The organism is Nonomuraea sp. NPDC050556, assembly GCF_044457355.1.
In the GTDB taxonomy this organism is placed as follows: Bacteria; Actinomycetota; Actinomycetes; order Streptosporangiales; family Streptosporangiaceae; genus Nonomuraea.
In genome coordinates this window covers 1,255,831-1,270,112 of record NZ_JBITGU010000003.1, presented here as the reverse complement: position 1 = coordinate 1,270,112, position 14,282 = coordinate 1,255,831, and the positions used below count along the sequence as shown (strand labels likewise).

The 14,282-nt window shown below is 72.2% G+C and carries 16 protein-coding genes; 5 read left to right on the top strand and 11 right to left on the bottom strand.

Features of this window, described 5'->3' with window-relative positions; genetic code table 11:
• The first annotated feature begins 114 nt into the window (after positions 1–114).
• Positions 115–432, top strand: coding sequence for an L-rhamnose mutarotase (locus tag ACIBG8_RS34915; protein ID WP_397347363.1), 318 nt, complete (start codon positions 115–117; stop codon positions 430–432).
• Between the two features lie 11 nt (positions 433–443).
• Positions 444–1,925 carry an alpha-N-arabinofuranosidase gene (locus ACIBG8_RS34910; RefSeq protein WP_397347362.1) on the top strand — a complete coding sequence of 494 codons (1,482 nt, stop codon included), beginning with the start codon at positions 444–446 and terminating at the stop codon, positions 1,923–1,925.
• Positions 1,926–2,016: 91 nt separating this feature from the next.
• Here ACIBG8_RS34910 and ACIBG8_RS34905 read toward each other — a convergent pair whose 3' ends face one another.
• Positions 2,017–3,234: an acyl-CoA dehydrogenase family protein gene (locus ACIBG8_RS34905; protein WP_397347361.1), complete on the bottom strand. Its 1,218-nt coding sequence runs from the start codon at positions 3,232–3,234 to the stop codon at positions 2,017–2,019.
• A 41-nt stretch (positions 3,235–3,275) separates the two neighbouring features.
• Between ACIBG8_RS34905 and ACIBG8_RS34900 the strand changes: the two genes are divergently transcribed.
• Complete coding sequence (locus tag ACIBG8_RS34900) at positions 3,276–3,890, top strand: TetR/AcrR family transcriptional regulator (RefSeq protein ID WP_397347360.1); 615 nt, start codon at positions 3,276–3,278, stop codon at positions 3,888–3,890.
• Here ACIBG8_RS34900 and ACIBG8_RS34895 read toward each other — a convergent pair.
• The 4 genes from ACIBG8_RS34895 to ACIBG8_RS34880 all read right to left on the bottom strand — a co-directional run bounded on the left by ACIBG8_RS34895 (position 3,859) and on the right by ACIBG8_RS34880 (position 7,498).
• A complete protein-coding gene (locus ACIBG8_RS34895) occupies positions 3,859–4,500 on the bottom strand; it encodes a hypothetical protein (protein ID WP_397347359.1) in 642 nt (213 codons plus the stop codon). The two genes, ACIBG8_RS34900 and ACIBG8_RS34895, sit on opposite strands and share 32 nt — an antisense overlap.
• 64 nt (positions 4,501–4,564) lie before the next feature.
• Positions 4,565–5,167 (bottom strand): hypothetical protein, encoded by a 603-nt coding sequence (locus ACIBG8_RS34890; RefSeq protein WP_397347357.1) that lies wholly within the window; start codon positions 5,165–5,167, stop codon positions 4,565–4,567.
• Positions 5,160–5,309, bottom strand: coding sequence for a hypothetical protein (locus ACIBG8_RS34885; RefSeq protein ID WP_397347356.1), 150 nt, complete (start codon positions 5,307–5,309; stop codon positions 5,160–5,162). The genes ACIBG8_RS34890 and ACIBG8_RS34885 overlap by 8 nt, the downstream gene beginning before the upstream one ends.
• Positions 5,306–7,498, bottom strand: a complete 2,193-nt coding sequence (locus tag ACIBG8_RS34880) for a CHAT domain-containing protein (protein WP_397347355.1) — start codon at positions 7,496–7,498, stop codon at positions 5,306–5,308. Before ACIBG8_RS34880 ends, ACIBG8_RS34885 begins: the two co-directional genes overlap by 4 nt.
• A gap of 150 nt (positions 7,499–7,648) precedes the next feature.
• Between ACIBG8_RS34880 and ACIBG8_RS34875 the strand changes: the two genes are divergently transcribed.
• On the top strand, positions 7,649–8,269 hold the full coding sequence (locus ACIBG8_RS34875) for a TetR family transcriptional regulator (RefSeq protein WP_397347354.1): 621 nt from the start codon (positions 7,649–7,651) through the stop codon (positions 8,267–8,269).
• Positions 8,270–8,307: 38 nt separating this feature from the next.
• On the top strand, positions 8,308–9,075 hold the full coding sequence (locus tag ACIBG8_RS34870; protein WP_397347353.1) for an SDR family NAD(P)-dependent oxidoreductase: 768 nt from the start codon (positions 8,308–8,310) through the stop codon (positions 9,073–9,075).
• On the opposite strand, the gene ACIBG8_RS34865 is transcribed toward ACIBG8_RS34870, so the two are convergent.
• From ACIBG8_RS34865 to ACIBG8_RS34840, 6 genes are read right to left on the bottom strand one after another with little or no spacing between them, the layout of a single operon-like run.
• Positions 9,013–9,762 (bottom strand): NAD-dependent epimerase/dehydratase family protein, encoded by a 750-nt coding sequence (locus tag ACIBG8_RS34865; RefSeq protein WP_397347352.1) that lies wholly within the window; start codon positions 9,760–9,762, stop codon positions 9,013–9,015. The two genes, ACIBG8_RS34870 and ACIBG8_RS34865, sit on opposite strands and share 63 nt — an antisense overlap.
• Positions 9,762–10,523, bottom strand: a complete 762-nt coding sequence (locus ACIBG8_RS34860; protein ID WP_397347351.1) for a creatininase family protein — start codon at positions 10,521–10,523, stop codon at positions 9,762–9,764. The genes ACIBG8_RS34865 and ACIBG8_RS34860 overlap by 1 nt, the downstream gene beginning before the upstream one ends.
• The gene (locus ACIBG8_RS34855) at positions 10,520–11,437 is read right to left on the bottom strand and encodes a Gfo/Idh/MocA family protein (RefSeq protein ID WP_397347350.1); all 918 of its coding nucleotides are present in this window, start codon (positions 11,435–11,437) and stop codon (positions 10,520–10,522) included. Before ACIBG8_RS34855 ends, ACIBG8_RS34860 begins: the two co-directional genes overlap by 4 nt.
• Positions 11,434–12,201, bottom strand: a complete 768-nt coding sequence (locus tag ACIBG8_RS34850; protein WP_397347348.1) for an amidohydrolase family protein — start codon at positions 12,199–12,201, stop codon at positions 11,434–11,436. Before ACIBG8_RS34850 ends, ACIBG8_RS34855 begins: the two co-directional genes overlap by 4 nt.
• Complete coding sequence (locus ACIBG8_RS34845) at positions 12,198–12,995, bottom strand: NAD(P)-dependent oxidoreductase (RefSeq protein WP_397347347.1); 798 nt, start codon at positions 12,993–12,995, stop codon at positions 12,198–12,200. Before ACIBG8_RS34845 ends, ACIBG8_RS34850 begins: the two co-directional genes overlap by 4 nt.
• A gap of 28 nt (positions 12,996–13,023) precedes the next feature.
• Entirely contained in the window at positions 13,024–14,238 is a 1,215-nt protein-coding gene (locus tag ACIBG8_RS34840; RefSeq protein ID WP_397347346.1) for an enolase C-terminal domain-like protein, read from the bottom strand.
• Between the last annotated feature and the right edge of the window lie 44 nt (positions 14,239–14,282).

The following is a 14,282-nucleotide window of genomic DNA, read 5'->3' as shown; positions in this document are numbered from 1 at the left end:
TGAGGTTGGCGACGCACGCCATTAAAACGTGTGAAACATCCGGAGCGCCAGACCCCTTGACGGCCCGGCTTATGGCGGCGAATGATGTTAAATCGTTTGAAACCAGGAGCCTCAATGCAACGTGTCTGTTTCCTGCTGAAGGTCCGCTCCGATCGGCTGGAGGAGTACCGCGCCCGGCACGCGGCCGTCTGGCCCGACATGCTCGACGCGCTGCGCGCCACCGGCTGGCGCAACTACTCCCTCTTCCTGCGCGACGACGGCCTGCTCGTCGGCTACCTCGAGACCGACGACTTCGACGCGGCGCGGGCGGCGATGGCCGCGACCGAGGTCAACGCCCGCTGGCAGGCGGAGATGGCGCCGTTCTTCGAGGACCTGGACGGCCGCCCCGACGAGGGCATGAGCACCCTCGACGAAGTGTTCCACCTTTCCTGACTGGAGAACCCGTGCACGAGGCACAACTGACGCTCGACCCCGCCTTCTCCGTGGCCCCCGTACGGCGGCGTACGTTCGGGGCGTTCGTCGAGCACCTGGGCCGCTGCGTCTACACCGGCATCTACGAGCCGGGCCACCCCTCAGCCGGTGCCGACGGGTTCCGCGCCGACGTGCTGGAGCTGACCCGCGAGCTGGGCGTCTCCACGGTCCGCTACCCGGGCGGCAACTTCGTCTCCGGCTACCGCTGGGAGGACGGCGTGGGCCCCGACCGGCCCACGCGCCTCGACCTCGCCTGGCACAGCACCGAGACCAACGAGGTGGGGACCGACGAGTTCATGGCGTGGTGCCGCAGGGCGGGGGTCGAGCCGATGATGGCCGTCAACCTGGGCACCCGTGGCATCGCCGAGGCGGTCGACCTGCTCGAGTACTGCAACATCCGGTCCGGCACCGCCCTGTCCGACCTGCGGATCGCCAACGGCGCCAAGGAGCCGCACGACGTCAGGATGTGGTGCCTGGGCAACGAGATGGACGGCCCGTGGCAGGTCGGGCACAAGACCGCGCGCGAGTACGGCAGGCTGGCCGCGGGTACGGCGCGCGCGATGCGCATGGTGGACCCCGGGCTGGAGCTGGTGGTGTGCGGCAGCTCCGGCTCGACGATGCCGACGTTCGGCTCGTGGGAGGCCACGGTGCTGGAGGAGACGTACGAGGTGGCCGACTACGTCTCCTGCCACGCCTACTACGAGGAGAAGGACGGTGACCTGGGCAGCTTCCTGGCGTGCTCGACCGACATGGAGTATTTCATCTCCTCGGTCGTGTCCACGGCCGACCACGTGGGGGCGCGGCTCAAGTCCCGCAAGAAGATCGACATCTCGTTCGACGAGTGGAACATCTGGTACCTGTCCCGCCACCTGAACGCGGACCCGCCGGTCGACTGGCCGGTGGCGCCGCCGTTGCTGGAGGACCACTACCACCTGGCCGACGCCGTGGCCTTCGGCGGCCTGCTGATCACCCTGCTCCGCAACAGCGACCGGGTGACCGCCGCGTCGCTGGCGCAGCTGGTGAACGTGATCGCCCCGATCATGACCGAGCCGGGCGGCCGGGCGTGGCGTCAGACCACCTTCCACCCGTTCGCCCAGGCGTCGGCTCTGGCCCGCGGCGAGGTCCTGCGGGTGGAGCCCACGTCGTCGCTGGTGGAGACCGCCCAGTACGGGGCCGTCCCCGCCCTGCACGCGGTGGCCACCCGATCGGACGACGAGACCGTGATCTTCGCCGTCAACCGCGCCACGGACCGGCCGCTGTCACTGACCGTCGACGCCAGAGCCCTCGGTGCGGCGCGCGTCGTCGAGGCCACGACGCTGAGCGGCCCCGACCCGTACGCCAGAAACACCGCCGACCGGCCGGACACCGTCGCGCCCCGGCCCAACCCCGACGTCGAGGGGCACCGGGTCCTGCTCCCACCGGCTTCCTGGAACGTCATCCGCCTCCGGCCGTAACGGCGCCCGGCCACGCCCGCTCGCCGACCGTGCCCCTGGAGGGAGCCCGGCCACGGTCGGCGACTGGGGATCCCACGGCTCCGCCGTACCCCTAAAGGGGAAGGCTTCCGGTGGCCGACCAGGTGGAGCCGGTGGACTGGTAGGCGGCGATCGTGCGCTCGGCGATGCGCATCTGGTGGATCTCGTCGGCGCCGTCGGCCAGACGGGCCCACCGGGCGTGCTGGAACATGTGTGCCAGCGGCGTGTCCGTCGAGTAGCCCAAGGCGCCGTGCACCTGGATCGCGCGGTCGACGATGCGGTTGAGCGACCCGGCCACGAAGTGCTTGGCCATCGACACCTCGGTCCTGAAGTCCTCCCCCTTGTCGATCTTCGAGGCGGCGTGCAGGACCATCAGCTTGCACTGGTACAGCTCCATGGCCGAGTCCGCGATCAGCCACTGCACGCCCTGCTTGTCGGCCAGCAGCGACCCGTGGCTGCGCCGGTTGAGCGCCCGGTCGACCATCATGTCCAGCGCCGTCTCCGCCTGCGAGATCCACCGCATGCAGTGCGCCAGCCTGGCCGGTCCGAGGCGGTACTGGCCGAGCCGGTGGCCGTTGCCCCGGCCGCCCAGGATCGCTGACGAGGCAACGCGCAGGTCGGTGATGACGATCTCGCTGTGCCCGGTGGAGCCGTGCATCGTCTCCACCTCGCGCACGTCGTTCCACCCCTCCTGCGGCAGGTCGATGAGGAACGCGGTGTTCGCGCCACGCGAGCCTTCAGGGACGTCCTGCTCCGTCCTGGCGATGAGGATGGCGAAGCTCGCCCGGCGGGCGTTGGAGATGAACCACTTGTGGCCGTTGATGACCCACTCGTCGCCGTCCTGCTCGGCCTTCGTCTGGATGAGCGTGGGGTCGGACCCGGCCACCTCGGGCTCGGTCATCGCGAAGCACGACATCTGGGTGCCGTCGAGGAGCGGCCTGAGGTACTTGTCCTTCTGCTCGTCGCTCGCCCAGTGCAGCAGCGTGTGCATGTTGCCCTCGTCCGGCGCCATGCAGTTGAGCACCCACGGCCCGAGCCTGGTCTTGGCCGCCTCCGACTGCACCATGGCCAGCTCCACGTGGCCGAGCCCCATGCCGCCCCACTCGACCGGCATGTGCGGCAGCCACAACCCCTCCGCCTTGGCCTTCTCCCGCAGTTCGAAGATGACCCGCAGGTACTCGTCGCGCGGCAGGTCGTCGCCCACGGCGGGGATGACCGTCTCCTGGATGAAGGTCCGCACCCGGGTGCGGAGCGCCTCGTGCTCGGGCGCCAGCGTGAAGTCGATCGCCATTCCCACTCCTTTTAATACGAGTGCTTTATTACGCTAGCCGCATGCCACCGAATGCGGAAGAGACGTGCAGGCGCCTGATCGCGTCCGCCGAGCGGCTGTTCGCCGAGCGGGGCGTGGACGGGGTGTCCCTGCGCGAGATCAACGCGAACGCGGGGCAGAGGAACACCTCCGCGCTGCAGTACCACTTCGGCGACCGGGCCGGGCTGCTGCGCGCGGTGCTGGCCAGGCACCAGCCGGGGATCGAGGAGCACAGGCACCGGCTGCTGGACGCCTGCCGTCCTGGATCGTTGCGCGACCTGGCCGCCGCGCTGGTCCGTCCCGAGGCGGCCAAGCTGGCCGACGGCCGGGACTACCTGCGCATCGTCGAGCAACTCGTCCAGCGAGGTCAGCCCGCCGCTGACCCGGGGCACAGCGTCAACCGCTGGCGTTCGATGGTCGCCTCCCGGCTGTCACCGGAGGCCATCAGGCTCCACCAGCGGTTCATGGCGATCAGGGTGACCTATGTGGAGCTGGCCAGGCGGGCGTCCGCGCCACCCGCCAGGAGCGAGGAGCTGTTCACCAGCCACCTGATCGACGTCGTCACGGCCGTGCTGGCGGCCGAGGTGTCGGAGGAGACGGCCGCTCTCATGTCGGCGCGCGACGCCGGAAGTCGATGACCGCCACGCGGCGGGTGGCTAGGCCGTACGGCACGCCGGGCAGCGTGCGGCAGCCCTCCATCGCGAGGCCCAGCGAGCCCGGGTAGACCTCGGCGGCCGGGAGCAGCGGGGTGAACAGCTCCATGCAGGCCAGCTCCTCCACCAGGAACTCGCGGTAGCCCTCCCGGCGCCCCTGCCCGCCGCGCGCCCGCACCCGCCCCAGCACCTCGTCGACGTGCTGCTCGACCAGCGCGGCGAAGCGCGGCTCTGCCTGAAGGAACCCGTCGACGGCCATGCGCGCCTCGGGGTAGCCGGGGTGCGCGAGCCAGTTCCCCCACCGGCGCAGCACCAGCGGCATCGTCAGCTCGGCCAGGATGGGCTGGTTGCGCCAGATCCACTCGCAGCCGCGCCGCGCGGTCACGTCGTGAGCGTCCGGGACGGTCAGGTTGTGGCGGTAGAGGGTGTCGGCGACGGTCACGTGGCAGGCGGTGAACCGCTCGTTGACCCAGCCGACGAGGGCGCGCAGCTTCTCGCCCTCGTGGTAGTCCTGCCCGACCGAGATCAGCAGATGGCAGGCGTCCGCCGTACGCCAGTCCGGACCGCCGCGCCGAGCCACTCTGACCTTGTACACGCGTGCAAGGACAGCGTGATCTGGCGGCGCCGTCCCCCCTCTTGACCTGATCTTTCAGCAGTCACTACGCGGTGAGGAAGAGGACGACGCCCACGACGACGACCAGCGCGCCCGCCATCGTGTGCCGCCTGGCGCGCCGTACGGCGGTCCGCACCTGCCACGCGTGGATGAAGTCCAGGAGCTGGCGCTGCAGCCGCCTGGCCAGCTCGACGTTGGCGCGGGCGTCGGTGAGCGCCTGTTCCAGGGTCCTGAGGCGGCCCGGGTCCTGCTCGCCGGCGATCGCCACCGCGAGGTTGGCCGCGACCGTCTCGTGCAGCAACCGCCCCCGGCGCAGTTCGGCGGTCGAGGTGCCGAAGGGGCCGAAGAAGGCCTCGGGCTCCGCGGCGACCAGCGCCCTGAACGAGGCCAGCGGCCGGGTGTCGAGGGCGCCGAGGGTGGCGACGTGCGGCATCAGGGCCTCGCTGGTCGACCAGACGGCCCAGCCCACCCCGGCCATCGCGAGCGCCAGCCCGCCGAGGGCCTGGAGGAAGTCGCCCTTGCCGATCGCCGTCAGCGGGGCCGTGCCCAGGAGGAGGACGGCGACCGCACCGGCGGCCGCGATGATCCACCTGGCGACCGTGCGCAGGTCGGCGACCGCGTCGTTCTGGGAGGGGAGGGGCTCACTCATCGGGCTCGTCGCCGGACCTGAAGGTGCTGGGGTCACCTTCGGGAAGGCTGCGGTACTCGACCCATTCCGTCCCGTCGAAGACCTCGACCTCGTTGGCCGCGTTGAACCGGATGTCGCCGGGTTTGTGGGGGGTGGCGGTCATGGCGCGATTATCGCGTACGGGTCCCCGTAGCACGTATAAGCGAGCCAGGTCGGATCGTCCCCCTGCCTGATGCCCAGCCGCGCCAGCCGGGTGGCCTCGCCGAGCGGCTGCCGGTCCTCCACGAACGCGCCGTAGAACTCCTCGGCGAAGCGCCTGGCCCGCCCGCTGGGCACCGCCCACAGCGTCCCGACGAACGCCCCTGCCCCGGCGCGCATGAACGCGCCCGCCCAGCCGACCATCCGCGTGTACTCGTACACCGCCCCCGCGCTGCGGCAGGCGTTGAAGAACACCAGCGGGCTGCCGCGGCGCAGCGCGCGGGTGGTGACGGCGCTGCTGAGGTGCACGGGCCCGAAGTCGCCGTCGAGCATCGCGATGGACGATCCGCGGGCGTCGAAGCTGTTGTGGCAGGCGAAGTGGAGCAGCCCCGAGTCGCCCGAGCGGATGAAGGTGGCCAGGTCGTCGCGCCGGTTGAACAGCCGCCCCCCGGTGACGAGGCGGTTGATCGCCTTGACCTCGTCGACGGCCTCGGGAGGCGGCTGCCCGGCGAGGACGAAGCCGGGGTCGCGCAGGCGGAGGGCGCGGGCGCGGGCCTGGCCGTACACGCGGCGGGTGACGGGGAACTGCTCGACCAGGAAACCGGCGTCGTCGCGCTCGGACAGCGGGTGGAGCAGCTCCCAGGGGATGATGTCGTGGTCGGTGGCGATGCTGAACGCCCTGATGTCGCCGCGCAGCTCCCAGAACTGCTCCTTCACGGCCTGCGGCACCATCTGGTCCCAGAGGTTCACACCCGCCTCGCGCAACCACAGGCTGTCACCGGCTCCTCTGGCCAGGTCGTGTAAGGAGGCGATGGCCTGCTCGACAGCTCCTGACGGGTCACCGGCGAGGCTCTGCAGGACGGGGTCGTAGAGGTTGCCCTCCGACAGGAGCTGGAACACGTAGCCGTCGGGTGACCGTCTGACCTGCAGCGTCACCTCGCCGGACACCGGGTGCGGCCCGCCCATGGGGGCCGAGCGGGTGGCGGGCGCGGCGGGCGGCGCGGAGGTCTCGGCGGAGAGCTCCAGGGCGAGCTCGCCGAGGAACGTCCCGCCCGCCCAGACCGTGACGTCGACTCTCTGCAGGCCGACCGCCCCGACCGCGTACGGGAACCTGACCGGCTCTGAGTCGCCCGCGTGCGGGACCAGCAGGGTGCGCTCGGTGCGGTCGAGCGGGGCGAGCCCGCTGCTCGCCTGCGCGACCACCGACACCTCCAGCCCGCCGTACGGCACGGCGAACGGCTTGAGCGGCGCGGACGATCCGGGCGTCTCGGACGCGTCGAGCACCACCCGGACGATCAGGCTGACCTCGTCGCCGACCGAGGCCCGCGCGGGAAGCTGCCCGGTGAGCAGGCGGGACGGCTCCGGGGGATCGGGCGCAACGGAAGGTGGCGAGACCGGCGTCCAGATCACCGGCATCGGGGGCAGGTACCCGGCCGCTGCCCCGCCGGTGCCCGTCTTCTCCTCCTGCGCGTCGACGCCGTCGAACCGGTCGCGCAGGTCGGCGGGGAAGGCGATGATGTCGTCGGGATCCGACCGGTTGATCCACGTATCCACGCCGGGCGGCTTGGCACCGCGCCCGAAGCCGAGCCGCTCGAAGATCGGGTCGAGCCCCAGCGGGCTCCCCGTGGTGACCAGCAGGTCGACCTGTAGCTCCGGGTGTGCCCATAACGCCTCGTAGGCGACCACGCTGCCCAGGGAGTGCGCGACGACCAGGTAGGGCCGCTCCCGCGCGATCGTCGCGGCCACCTCCTCGCGCGCCCGCTCCCGCCTGGCCGGGCTGTCGAGGTACACGGCCGTCTCGCGGACGAACTCCAGCGCCCGGTCCCGTTCCTCGGGCCCCTTCGACCGGGCCAGCCACTCAGCCGCCTGCCGCGCCCTGCCCCGGTCCTGCGACGGCCCCATGGGTACGGCGCGCCGTTCGTGCAGCTGGTCCACCCACTCGATGAGCAGCCGACGCTCGCCCGCGGTCAGCTCGTCAGTGCCCTGGCGGACGCCCCGGTGCAGGTGGTGGGCGTAGAAGCTCATCGTGACCGGCCGATGCCCCAGCAGGGCGGACCACTCGGCGGCCAGCGCCCCGGCCGCCGCCTCGACGGTGCCCTCGGCCGTCAGGTACGCGTAGGCACCCGTCCCGTGCACACCGACGATCCCCGTCACAATGCGCAGCGTACGCCTACCAGGGGTCCAGCCGCGCGTACGCGTCGCGCCGCGGTCATCGGCATGTCCAGGTTCGTGCCGCACACGCTGACACTGAGTGTCATTTGAATACAAGCCCCAAAAGAAGATCGGTGCGATAGGGTGTGCCGCATGACAGACGAGCGCGCACTCCCGCTGCGCGAGCGCAAAAGGCTGCGCACCCGCAGGGCCCTCGCCGAGGCGGCGTTGCGGATGTTCACCGAGCGGGGCTTCGACGCGACGACGCTCGACGAACTGGTCGATTCCGTCGACGTGTCCAAGAGCACCTTCTTCCGCACCTTCCCGTGCAAGGAGGCCGCGGCGATCGAGGCGGAGACCGAGCTCTGGACGTCCTTCGTCGCCGCGCTGGCAGGTCGCGAGCTGACCGGCCTGGCGACGGACGGGCTGCGCGACGCCCTGGAGGAGGCGGCGCAGGGCCTGGAGCCCGGCTGGGACGAGCGGTACGTCGCGACGCGGCGGCTCATCGTCAGCGCGCCCTCCCTCATGGCCTACGTCGAGCACTACCGGGCCGGGGTCAGGGTCGAGGCGGTGGAGGTCCTCGCGGGCAAGCTCGGGCTGGACGCCGACGACCTGCGGCTGCCCGTGCTGGCCGAGCTCACGATGACGGCGTGGAGCACGTCGGGGCGCGTCTGGGTGCGTGCGGGCGGGCAGGGCGGCAGGAAGGTGCTCATCGACGGGATGAAGCGGGCCTTCGCCGCCATTCCCGCCGCGCTGAGCCTGTCCGCCGGTTGACCTGGTGCACTGGTCAGACCAGTGGATAAAGTGCTCCCATGACGGGATACGAGCAGCTGTTTCGCCTCGACGGGCGTCGCGCGGTGGTCATCGGGGCGGGGAGCGGCATCGGCAGGGAGTCCGCGCTGGCGCTGGCGGCCCAGGGCGCGTCGGTGACGTGCGCCGACGTGAACCTGACGGCCGCGCGGGAGACGGCCGGGCTGTGCGGCGGCGAGGCGTACGAGCTGGACGTGCTCGACGCCGACGCGGTGACGGCGGCTGCCGAGCGGCTGGGCGACGTTGACGTGCTGGTGTTCACCGCCGCGACCAACGTGCGCAAGCGGCTGCTCGACTACTCGGGCGAGGAGTTCGAGCGGGTCGTGCGGCTCAACCTGCGCGCCTCCTTCGACGTGATCAGGGCGTTCGGCGCGGGGATGGTGGCGCGCGGGCGCGGGTCGATCGTCGGGTTCGCGTCGATCAGAGCCTCGGTGACCGAGCCCGGCCAGGGGGTCTACTCGGCGACCAAGGCGGGTCTGGTCCAGTTGCTCCGTACGGCTGCCGCCGAGTTCGGCCCCAGCGGGGTGCGGGTCAACGCGGTCGCGCCCGGGGTGGTGGAGACGCCGCTGACCAGGCAGATCAAGGACAACCCCGCGTGGTATGACGCCTACGCGGCCAAGAGCGCGCTGGGCCGGTGGGCGCGGCCGTCCGAGATGGCCGGAGCCGTGGTCTACCTGGCGAGCGACGCGGCCAGCTTCGTGACCGGCTCAGTCCTCTACGTCGACGGCGGCTGGACGGCCGTCGACGGGCGGTTCGACCCGCCGAACTAGCGGCTCCCAGCCGAGGTCCTCGTACGCCGGGGTCCAGTCGAGGAAGCGCCGCTCGTGGTCGCCGGTGATCGTGTAGGCGGAGTAGCCCTGGACCGGGCGTTCCAGCGCGGCCACGAACGCGGCGGCCACGTCGCTCGCGGCCGTCATCACCTCGCTGCGCGGGCCGGAGCAGGCCAGCCACTCGTCGTCCGGCATCGGGCCGACCAGGCGCAACGCGGTCACGGTCATGCCGTGCTCGCGGGCCGCCGCCGCGCACACCGTCTCGCCCAGGCGCTTCGTCAGCCCGTAGGCGTCGACGGCGTCCGGTTCCGGGCGCTGCGCGTAGTCGCGGGTGTCGTAGTCGTCGAAGACCGACATGCTGCTCGCGTGCACGGCCAGCCGTACGCCCGCCCGGGCGCACGCCTGGAGCGTGACGTACAGCCCGGTCACGTTCACCGCGAAGTGGCTGGCCACCCAGTCGGGCCCGTCGCGCCAGCCGTCCTTGCGCCCCATCGCCAGGTAGACGAGCGCGTCCTGGCCCTCGGCCGCCGCTGCCACGTCCTCGGCGGAGGTGACGCTGCCCCTGCGGAAGTCCTCGACGCCCTCGGACGGCATGAGGTCCATCACCCGCACCTGGTGGCGGGCCGCCAGCGCGGGCACGACCATGCGGCCCACCGTCCCTGCGCCGCCCACGACGAGGACGCGCATCACGCGACCCCGGCCGGCTCGGCCGCGAAGGCGCGGGCGAACTCCAGCGCCCTGCCGTACGCCGTCGCCACGATCTTCTCCCCCAGCTCGGGCGAGGCCAGCCTGGCGTCGCCGAGCGCGCCGCCGGCCGAGAGCCGGTCGTAGGCGAGCGGCAGGTCCACCCGCGGCGTCGGTGGGGCGGCGTGCGGGAGCACGGGGAGCTGCGGGTCGGGCGGGCCGATGCGGTCGTGGCGGACGATCCGCGGCGCCAGCACCATGCCCACCGACGTCTCGCCCTCGCACGCGTGCCCGTACCGCTCGCTGCCGACCAGCTCGGCGATGGTGTCCGCGGCGAGCGTCGCCCACATCAGGTGCGCCATGACCACGCCGTGGTCGCGCAGCAGGCCGCGTGCGGCCAGCCGTACCGCGTCCATGTTGCCGCCGTGTCCGTTGACCACGACGACCCTGGTGATCCCGGTGGTCGCGAGGGACTCCGCCACGTCGCGCAGCACGCCGAGGAGCGTGTCGAGGCGCAGGGTGAGCGTGCCGGGGAAGGCGAGGTGGTGCTCGGACAGCCCGTACGGCAGGCCGGGGCAGAGCACGGCGTCCCGGCCGAGGTCGGCGGCGAGCCTGCGGGCGAAGGCGTCGGCGATCGCGTAGTCGGTGTCGAGGGTGAGGTGGCGGCCGTGCTGCTCGTGGGCGCCGATCGGGAGCAGCGCGACCTTGGCCGCCTTCAGCGCTTCCGCCGCCTCTGGGCTGGTCATGCGGGCGAGCTCGTTCACCTGGGGCCTCCGAGTCTGTCGAGGATGCGCATGGCGGGGAGGACGTCGTCCACGGTGCATCCGGGGCGGCGGCCGTGCGTGATGGCGTCGAGGAAGTCGCGGTCCTGCCTGGCGAGGCCGTCGGCCTCCCAGCGGTCCCCGCCGTCGGCCAGGATGCGGCCTCTGTCATCTGTCAGGACCCCGTCGCGCAGGTGCAGCGTGCGGGTCTCCGTGATGATCGTCAGATCCTTCGCGGCCGTCCTGGCGTGGTAGGACAGGGCGATCGTGGCCAGGTCGCCGTCGGGGGCGCGCAGCACGGCGCCGACGTCCATGGGCCGCCCGCTGCCCGGCCAGACCGGGCCGGTCGTGCCGAAGACCTCGGCTTCCCCGGCGTCGAGGAGCCAGAGGGCGGCGTCCACGGTGTGGGCGCCGTGGTGCCAGAGGACGTCGTCGGTCCACCCGCGTTTCCTGCCCCGCATGCCGGTGTCGTCCTGGCGGAGCATCAGGGTCCGGGCGACGACGTGGCGCGCGTCCCCCGCCAGCTCGCGAGCTTTGCGGTACGGCTCGCAGAACCGCAGCGTGTGGGCCACGGCGGCGTGCTTGCCTGTGCTTCTCGCGGTCCTCGCGACGGCCTCGGCGTCGCGCACGGTGAGGGCGACGGGGATCTCGCACAGCACGTGGAGGCCCGCGCGGAGGGCGGCCAGGGTCTGGTCGGCGTGGAAGGCGTGGGGCGAGGCGACGACGACCGCGTCGAGGCCGGGGTGTCCGTAGAGCTCGTCGGCCGTGCCGTAGACAGCCGCGCCCCTGGCCAAGGACGTGGCCTGGTCGCGGTCGGGGCCTGCCACCGCTGCAATCACGGCGCCCGCCTCGACGAGCGCGGACACGTGGAGTTCGGCGATCGCGCCTGGCCCGACGATGCCGATGCGGGGGCTCATGCGGTGACCGTGAAGAGGGCGCGGGCCGTGCCGCCGAGGATCCACGCGTGGTCCTCCTCGGTGAGATACGGCCGGTCCAGGACGTGCCGTACGGCTGCCGCGTAGTCGCCGGGCGCCCGGTCGGGACGGTTCCAGTCGCCGCTCCACGTGATGCGGCGCGAGCCGTACGCCTGGAGGGTTTCGCGCAGGTAGGGGTCGGCGTCCCGGTGCGGGTACGGCCTGCCGCTGTTGGCGTAGAAACCCGCCCACATGGTGTGCGCCGTGGGCCTCGCCGCGAGGGCGAGGAAGCGGTCGAAGTCCTTGTGGTCTACATCCGGATATGTCGTGAAACCGAGGTGTTCGAGCCTCACCCGGAGACCGGGCAGCTCGTCGAGGATCGCGGCGAACTCCGGGCTCGCCACGTCGGACAGAGGTCCGCGCACGCTGGCGACCATCCCCGCCCGGTCGATCGCCCGCCACAGCGCGAGCGGGTCCTTCCCCGGGGACCTCGTCGCCGCCCACAGCCGGACGCCGCTGAAGCGTCCGGTGGCGGCCAGCCGTTCGACGTGCCTGGTCGCGCCGTACGTCTCCGGCTCGACCATCGCGACGGCCGACAGCACCCCGGGGTGGTCGGCGACGCATCGGGCGAGATAGGCGTTGTCCGCGTTGCCGACGAACTGCACGAGCACCGCGGCTGCCACCTCTCCCCGCTCCGCCAGGTACTCCTCCACCGGCGGGTACTTCCACCGCCCGACGTGGACGTGCGAGTCGACGATCATGCTCATGCGAGGAGCGCCTGGGTGCCGCGCTCGCCCGGCGCCCGCCCGGCGAGCCGCCTGACCAGCTCGACGCCCTGCAGCGGGGGGCCCGCACGCCTGATCAGGTCGAGGTCCTTGAGCAGGTGCTCGATCGCGAACCCGGGTTCCAGGTCGCCCGCGGCCAGCTTGGACCACACGAAGTCGAACAACGCCGACCCGGCCACCCCCGGACCGATCGACGCGCGCGCCTTGCCCAGGTCGAGCCCGTGGTGGACGGCGAACGCGTAGGCCTCGCAGGCGGCCAAAGTGGTGCTCGCCACGAGGGTCTGGTTGGCGAGTTTGGCCAGCTGGCCGGAGCCCGGCGGGCCGTGGTGGACGACCGTGGCGCCCATCGCGTCGAGCAGCGGGCGCACCCGCTCGACCGCGTCCGCCGCGCCGCCGACCATGATCGAGAGGGTGCCCGCCGCCGCGCCCGCCGGACCGCCGCTGACCGGCGCGTCGAGCACGGCGACGCCCCTGCGCGCGCCCTCCTCGGCCAGCCGTACGGCGAGGCCGGGGCTCGACGTGGAGCAGTCGATCACGACCGTGCCCGGTTCTGGCTGGAGCTCGGTGTGGACGTCCTCCGGGAACGGCAGCATCGTCACGACGACGTCGTTGCCGGCCGCCTCCGCCACCGTGTCGACGACCGTCGCGCCCTGCTTTTCCAGGCGTGCCGTACGGCTCCGCGTCCTGTTGTGCACCGTGAGCGTGTGCCCGTGCTCGATCAGGCGATGGGCCATCGGTTCGCCCATCAGCCCTGTGCCGATCCATCCCACCCGCATGCTCCTCAGCATAGAAAAGACCTAGGTCCTAGTAAAGGCCGGGCTGGGGTTCTCCGACGATCACGTGGCCGTTCCGCACGGTCACCAGCTCCGGCCTGGTGGCGGCGAGGTCGCGGTTGGCTCTCGGGGCGTACTGCCTGCTGTTGTACTCGAACGCCGGCCAGTCGAGGTCCAGGGTGGCGGCGAGCCTGGCGGAGTGGGCCAGGGCCAGGTCCACGGCGGTGAGGTCTTGCAGGACCACGCGGAGACCGTGGGCCCTGGCGTGGGCGTGGCTGCGGAGGGCGAACGACTGGCCCTTGGCCGCCTTGACGACGAGGCCGCTCCAGCCGTGCTCTTCGAGGGTGGCCAGGTCCTTCTGCGTGGCCACGCCCTCGTCGGCGAGGACGGGGACGTGCCTGGCCAGCTCGCGCATGCCCGCCGGGTCCGGGGGCGCGTCGCGCGGGACGGGCTGTTCGAGGTAGGCGACGGCCGCGTAGGCGTCCGGGGCGGTTCTCCTGAGGGTTTCCAGCATGGCGGTGACGGCGGCCGGGGACTCGTAGGCCTCGTTGGGGTCCAGGGAGAGGGAGGTCGGGGTGATGGCGCCTGCGGTCAGGACGCGGTGGACGTCGGCCACGCGGGCGGCGTCCTCCCGGGGGTCACGGGCGGGGAGCTTGACCTTGACGTGCGCGATCCCCTCCAGGTCGACCCACTCCCGCAGCGAGACCAGGGGCTCCCGGTTGTCGCCGGGCTCCAGGGGATCGCCCACCCCCACCACGTGCTGGACGGGGAGCCTGGTCCTCGGGAGGCTCGGGGTGAGGGTCGTGTAGAGCTCCGCCGCCGGTCGGCCCGCCGCCCTGGCCCAGGCGTCGTGGACGGCGTTGTCGACCCCGGCCATCGCCAGCGACACCGCCAGATCCGGCATCGACCCGGGCACCAGCCGCAATCCAGCCAGCGCGTCGGCATGATCGAGAGGATCGGCCGCGTCCCCGCTGACGGCTGCCGCGGCGAAGCGGGAGGTCTGGGCGCGCATCTCCGCGTCGCGCGCCTCCCACGACAAGGGCGAACGCGGCCACGACCAGGGCACCGACAGCACACCCGCCCCCGTACCCTCGGCGACCCGCCCCCGCCGGTCCTCCACCACCGCCGTGACGAGGGCGAGCGTGAACCGGTCCACCGTCGCCCCGGCCAGCCGCAGCGGATGATCCAGCAGCACGTCGCGGAAGGTCACGGCGGTCTCGAGGATCCTGACATCCGTCGTACGCATCTCACCCTCACTTAGGACCTAGGATCTTTCCCAGCATTCCATCA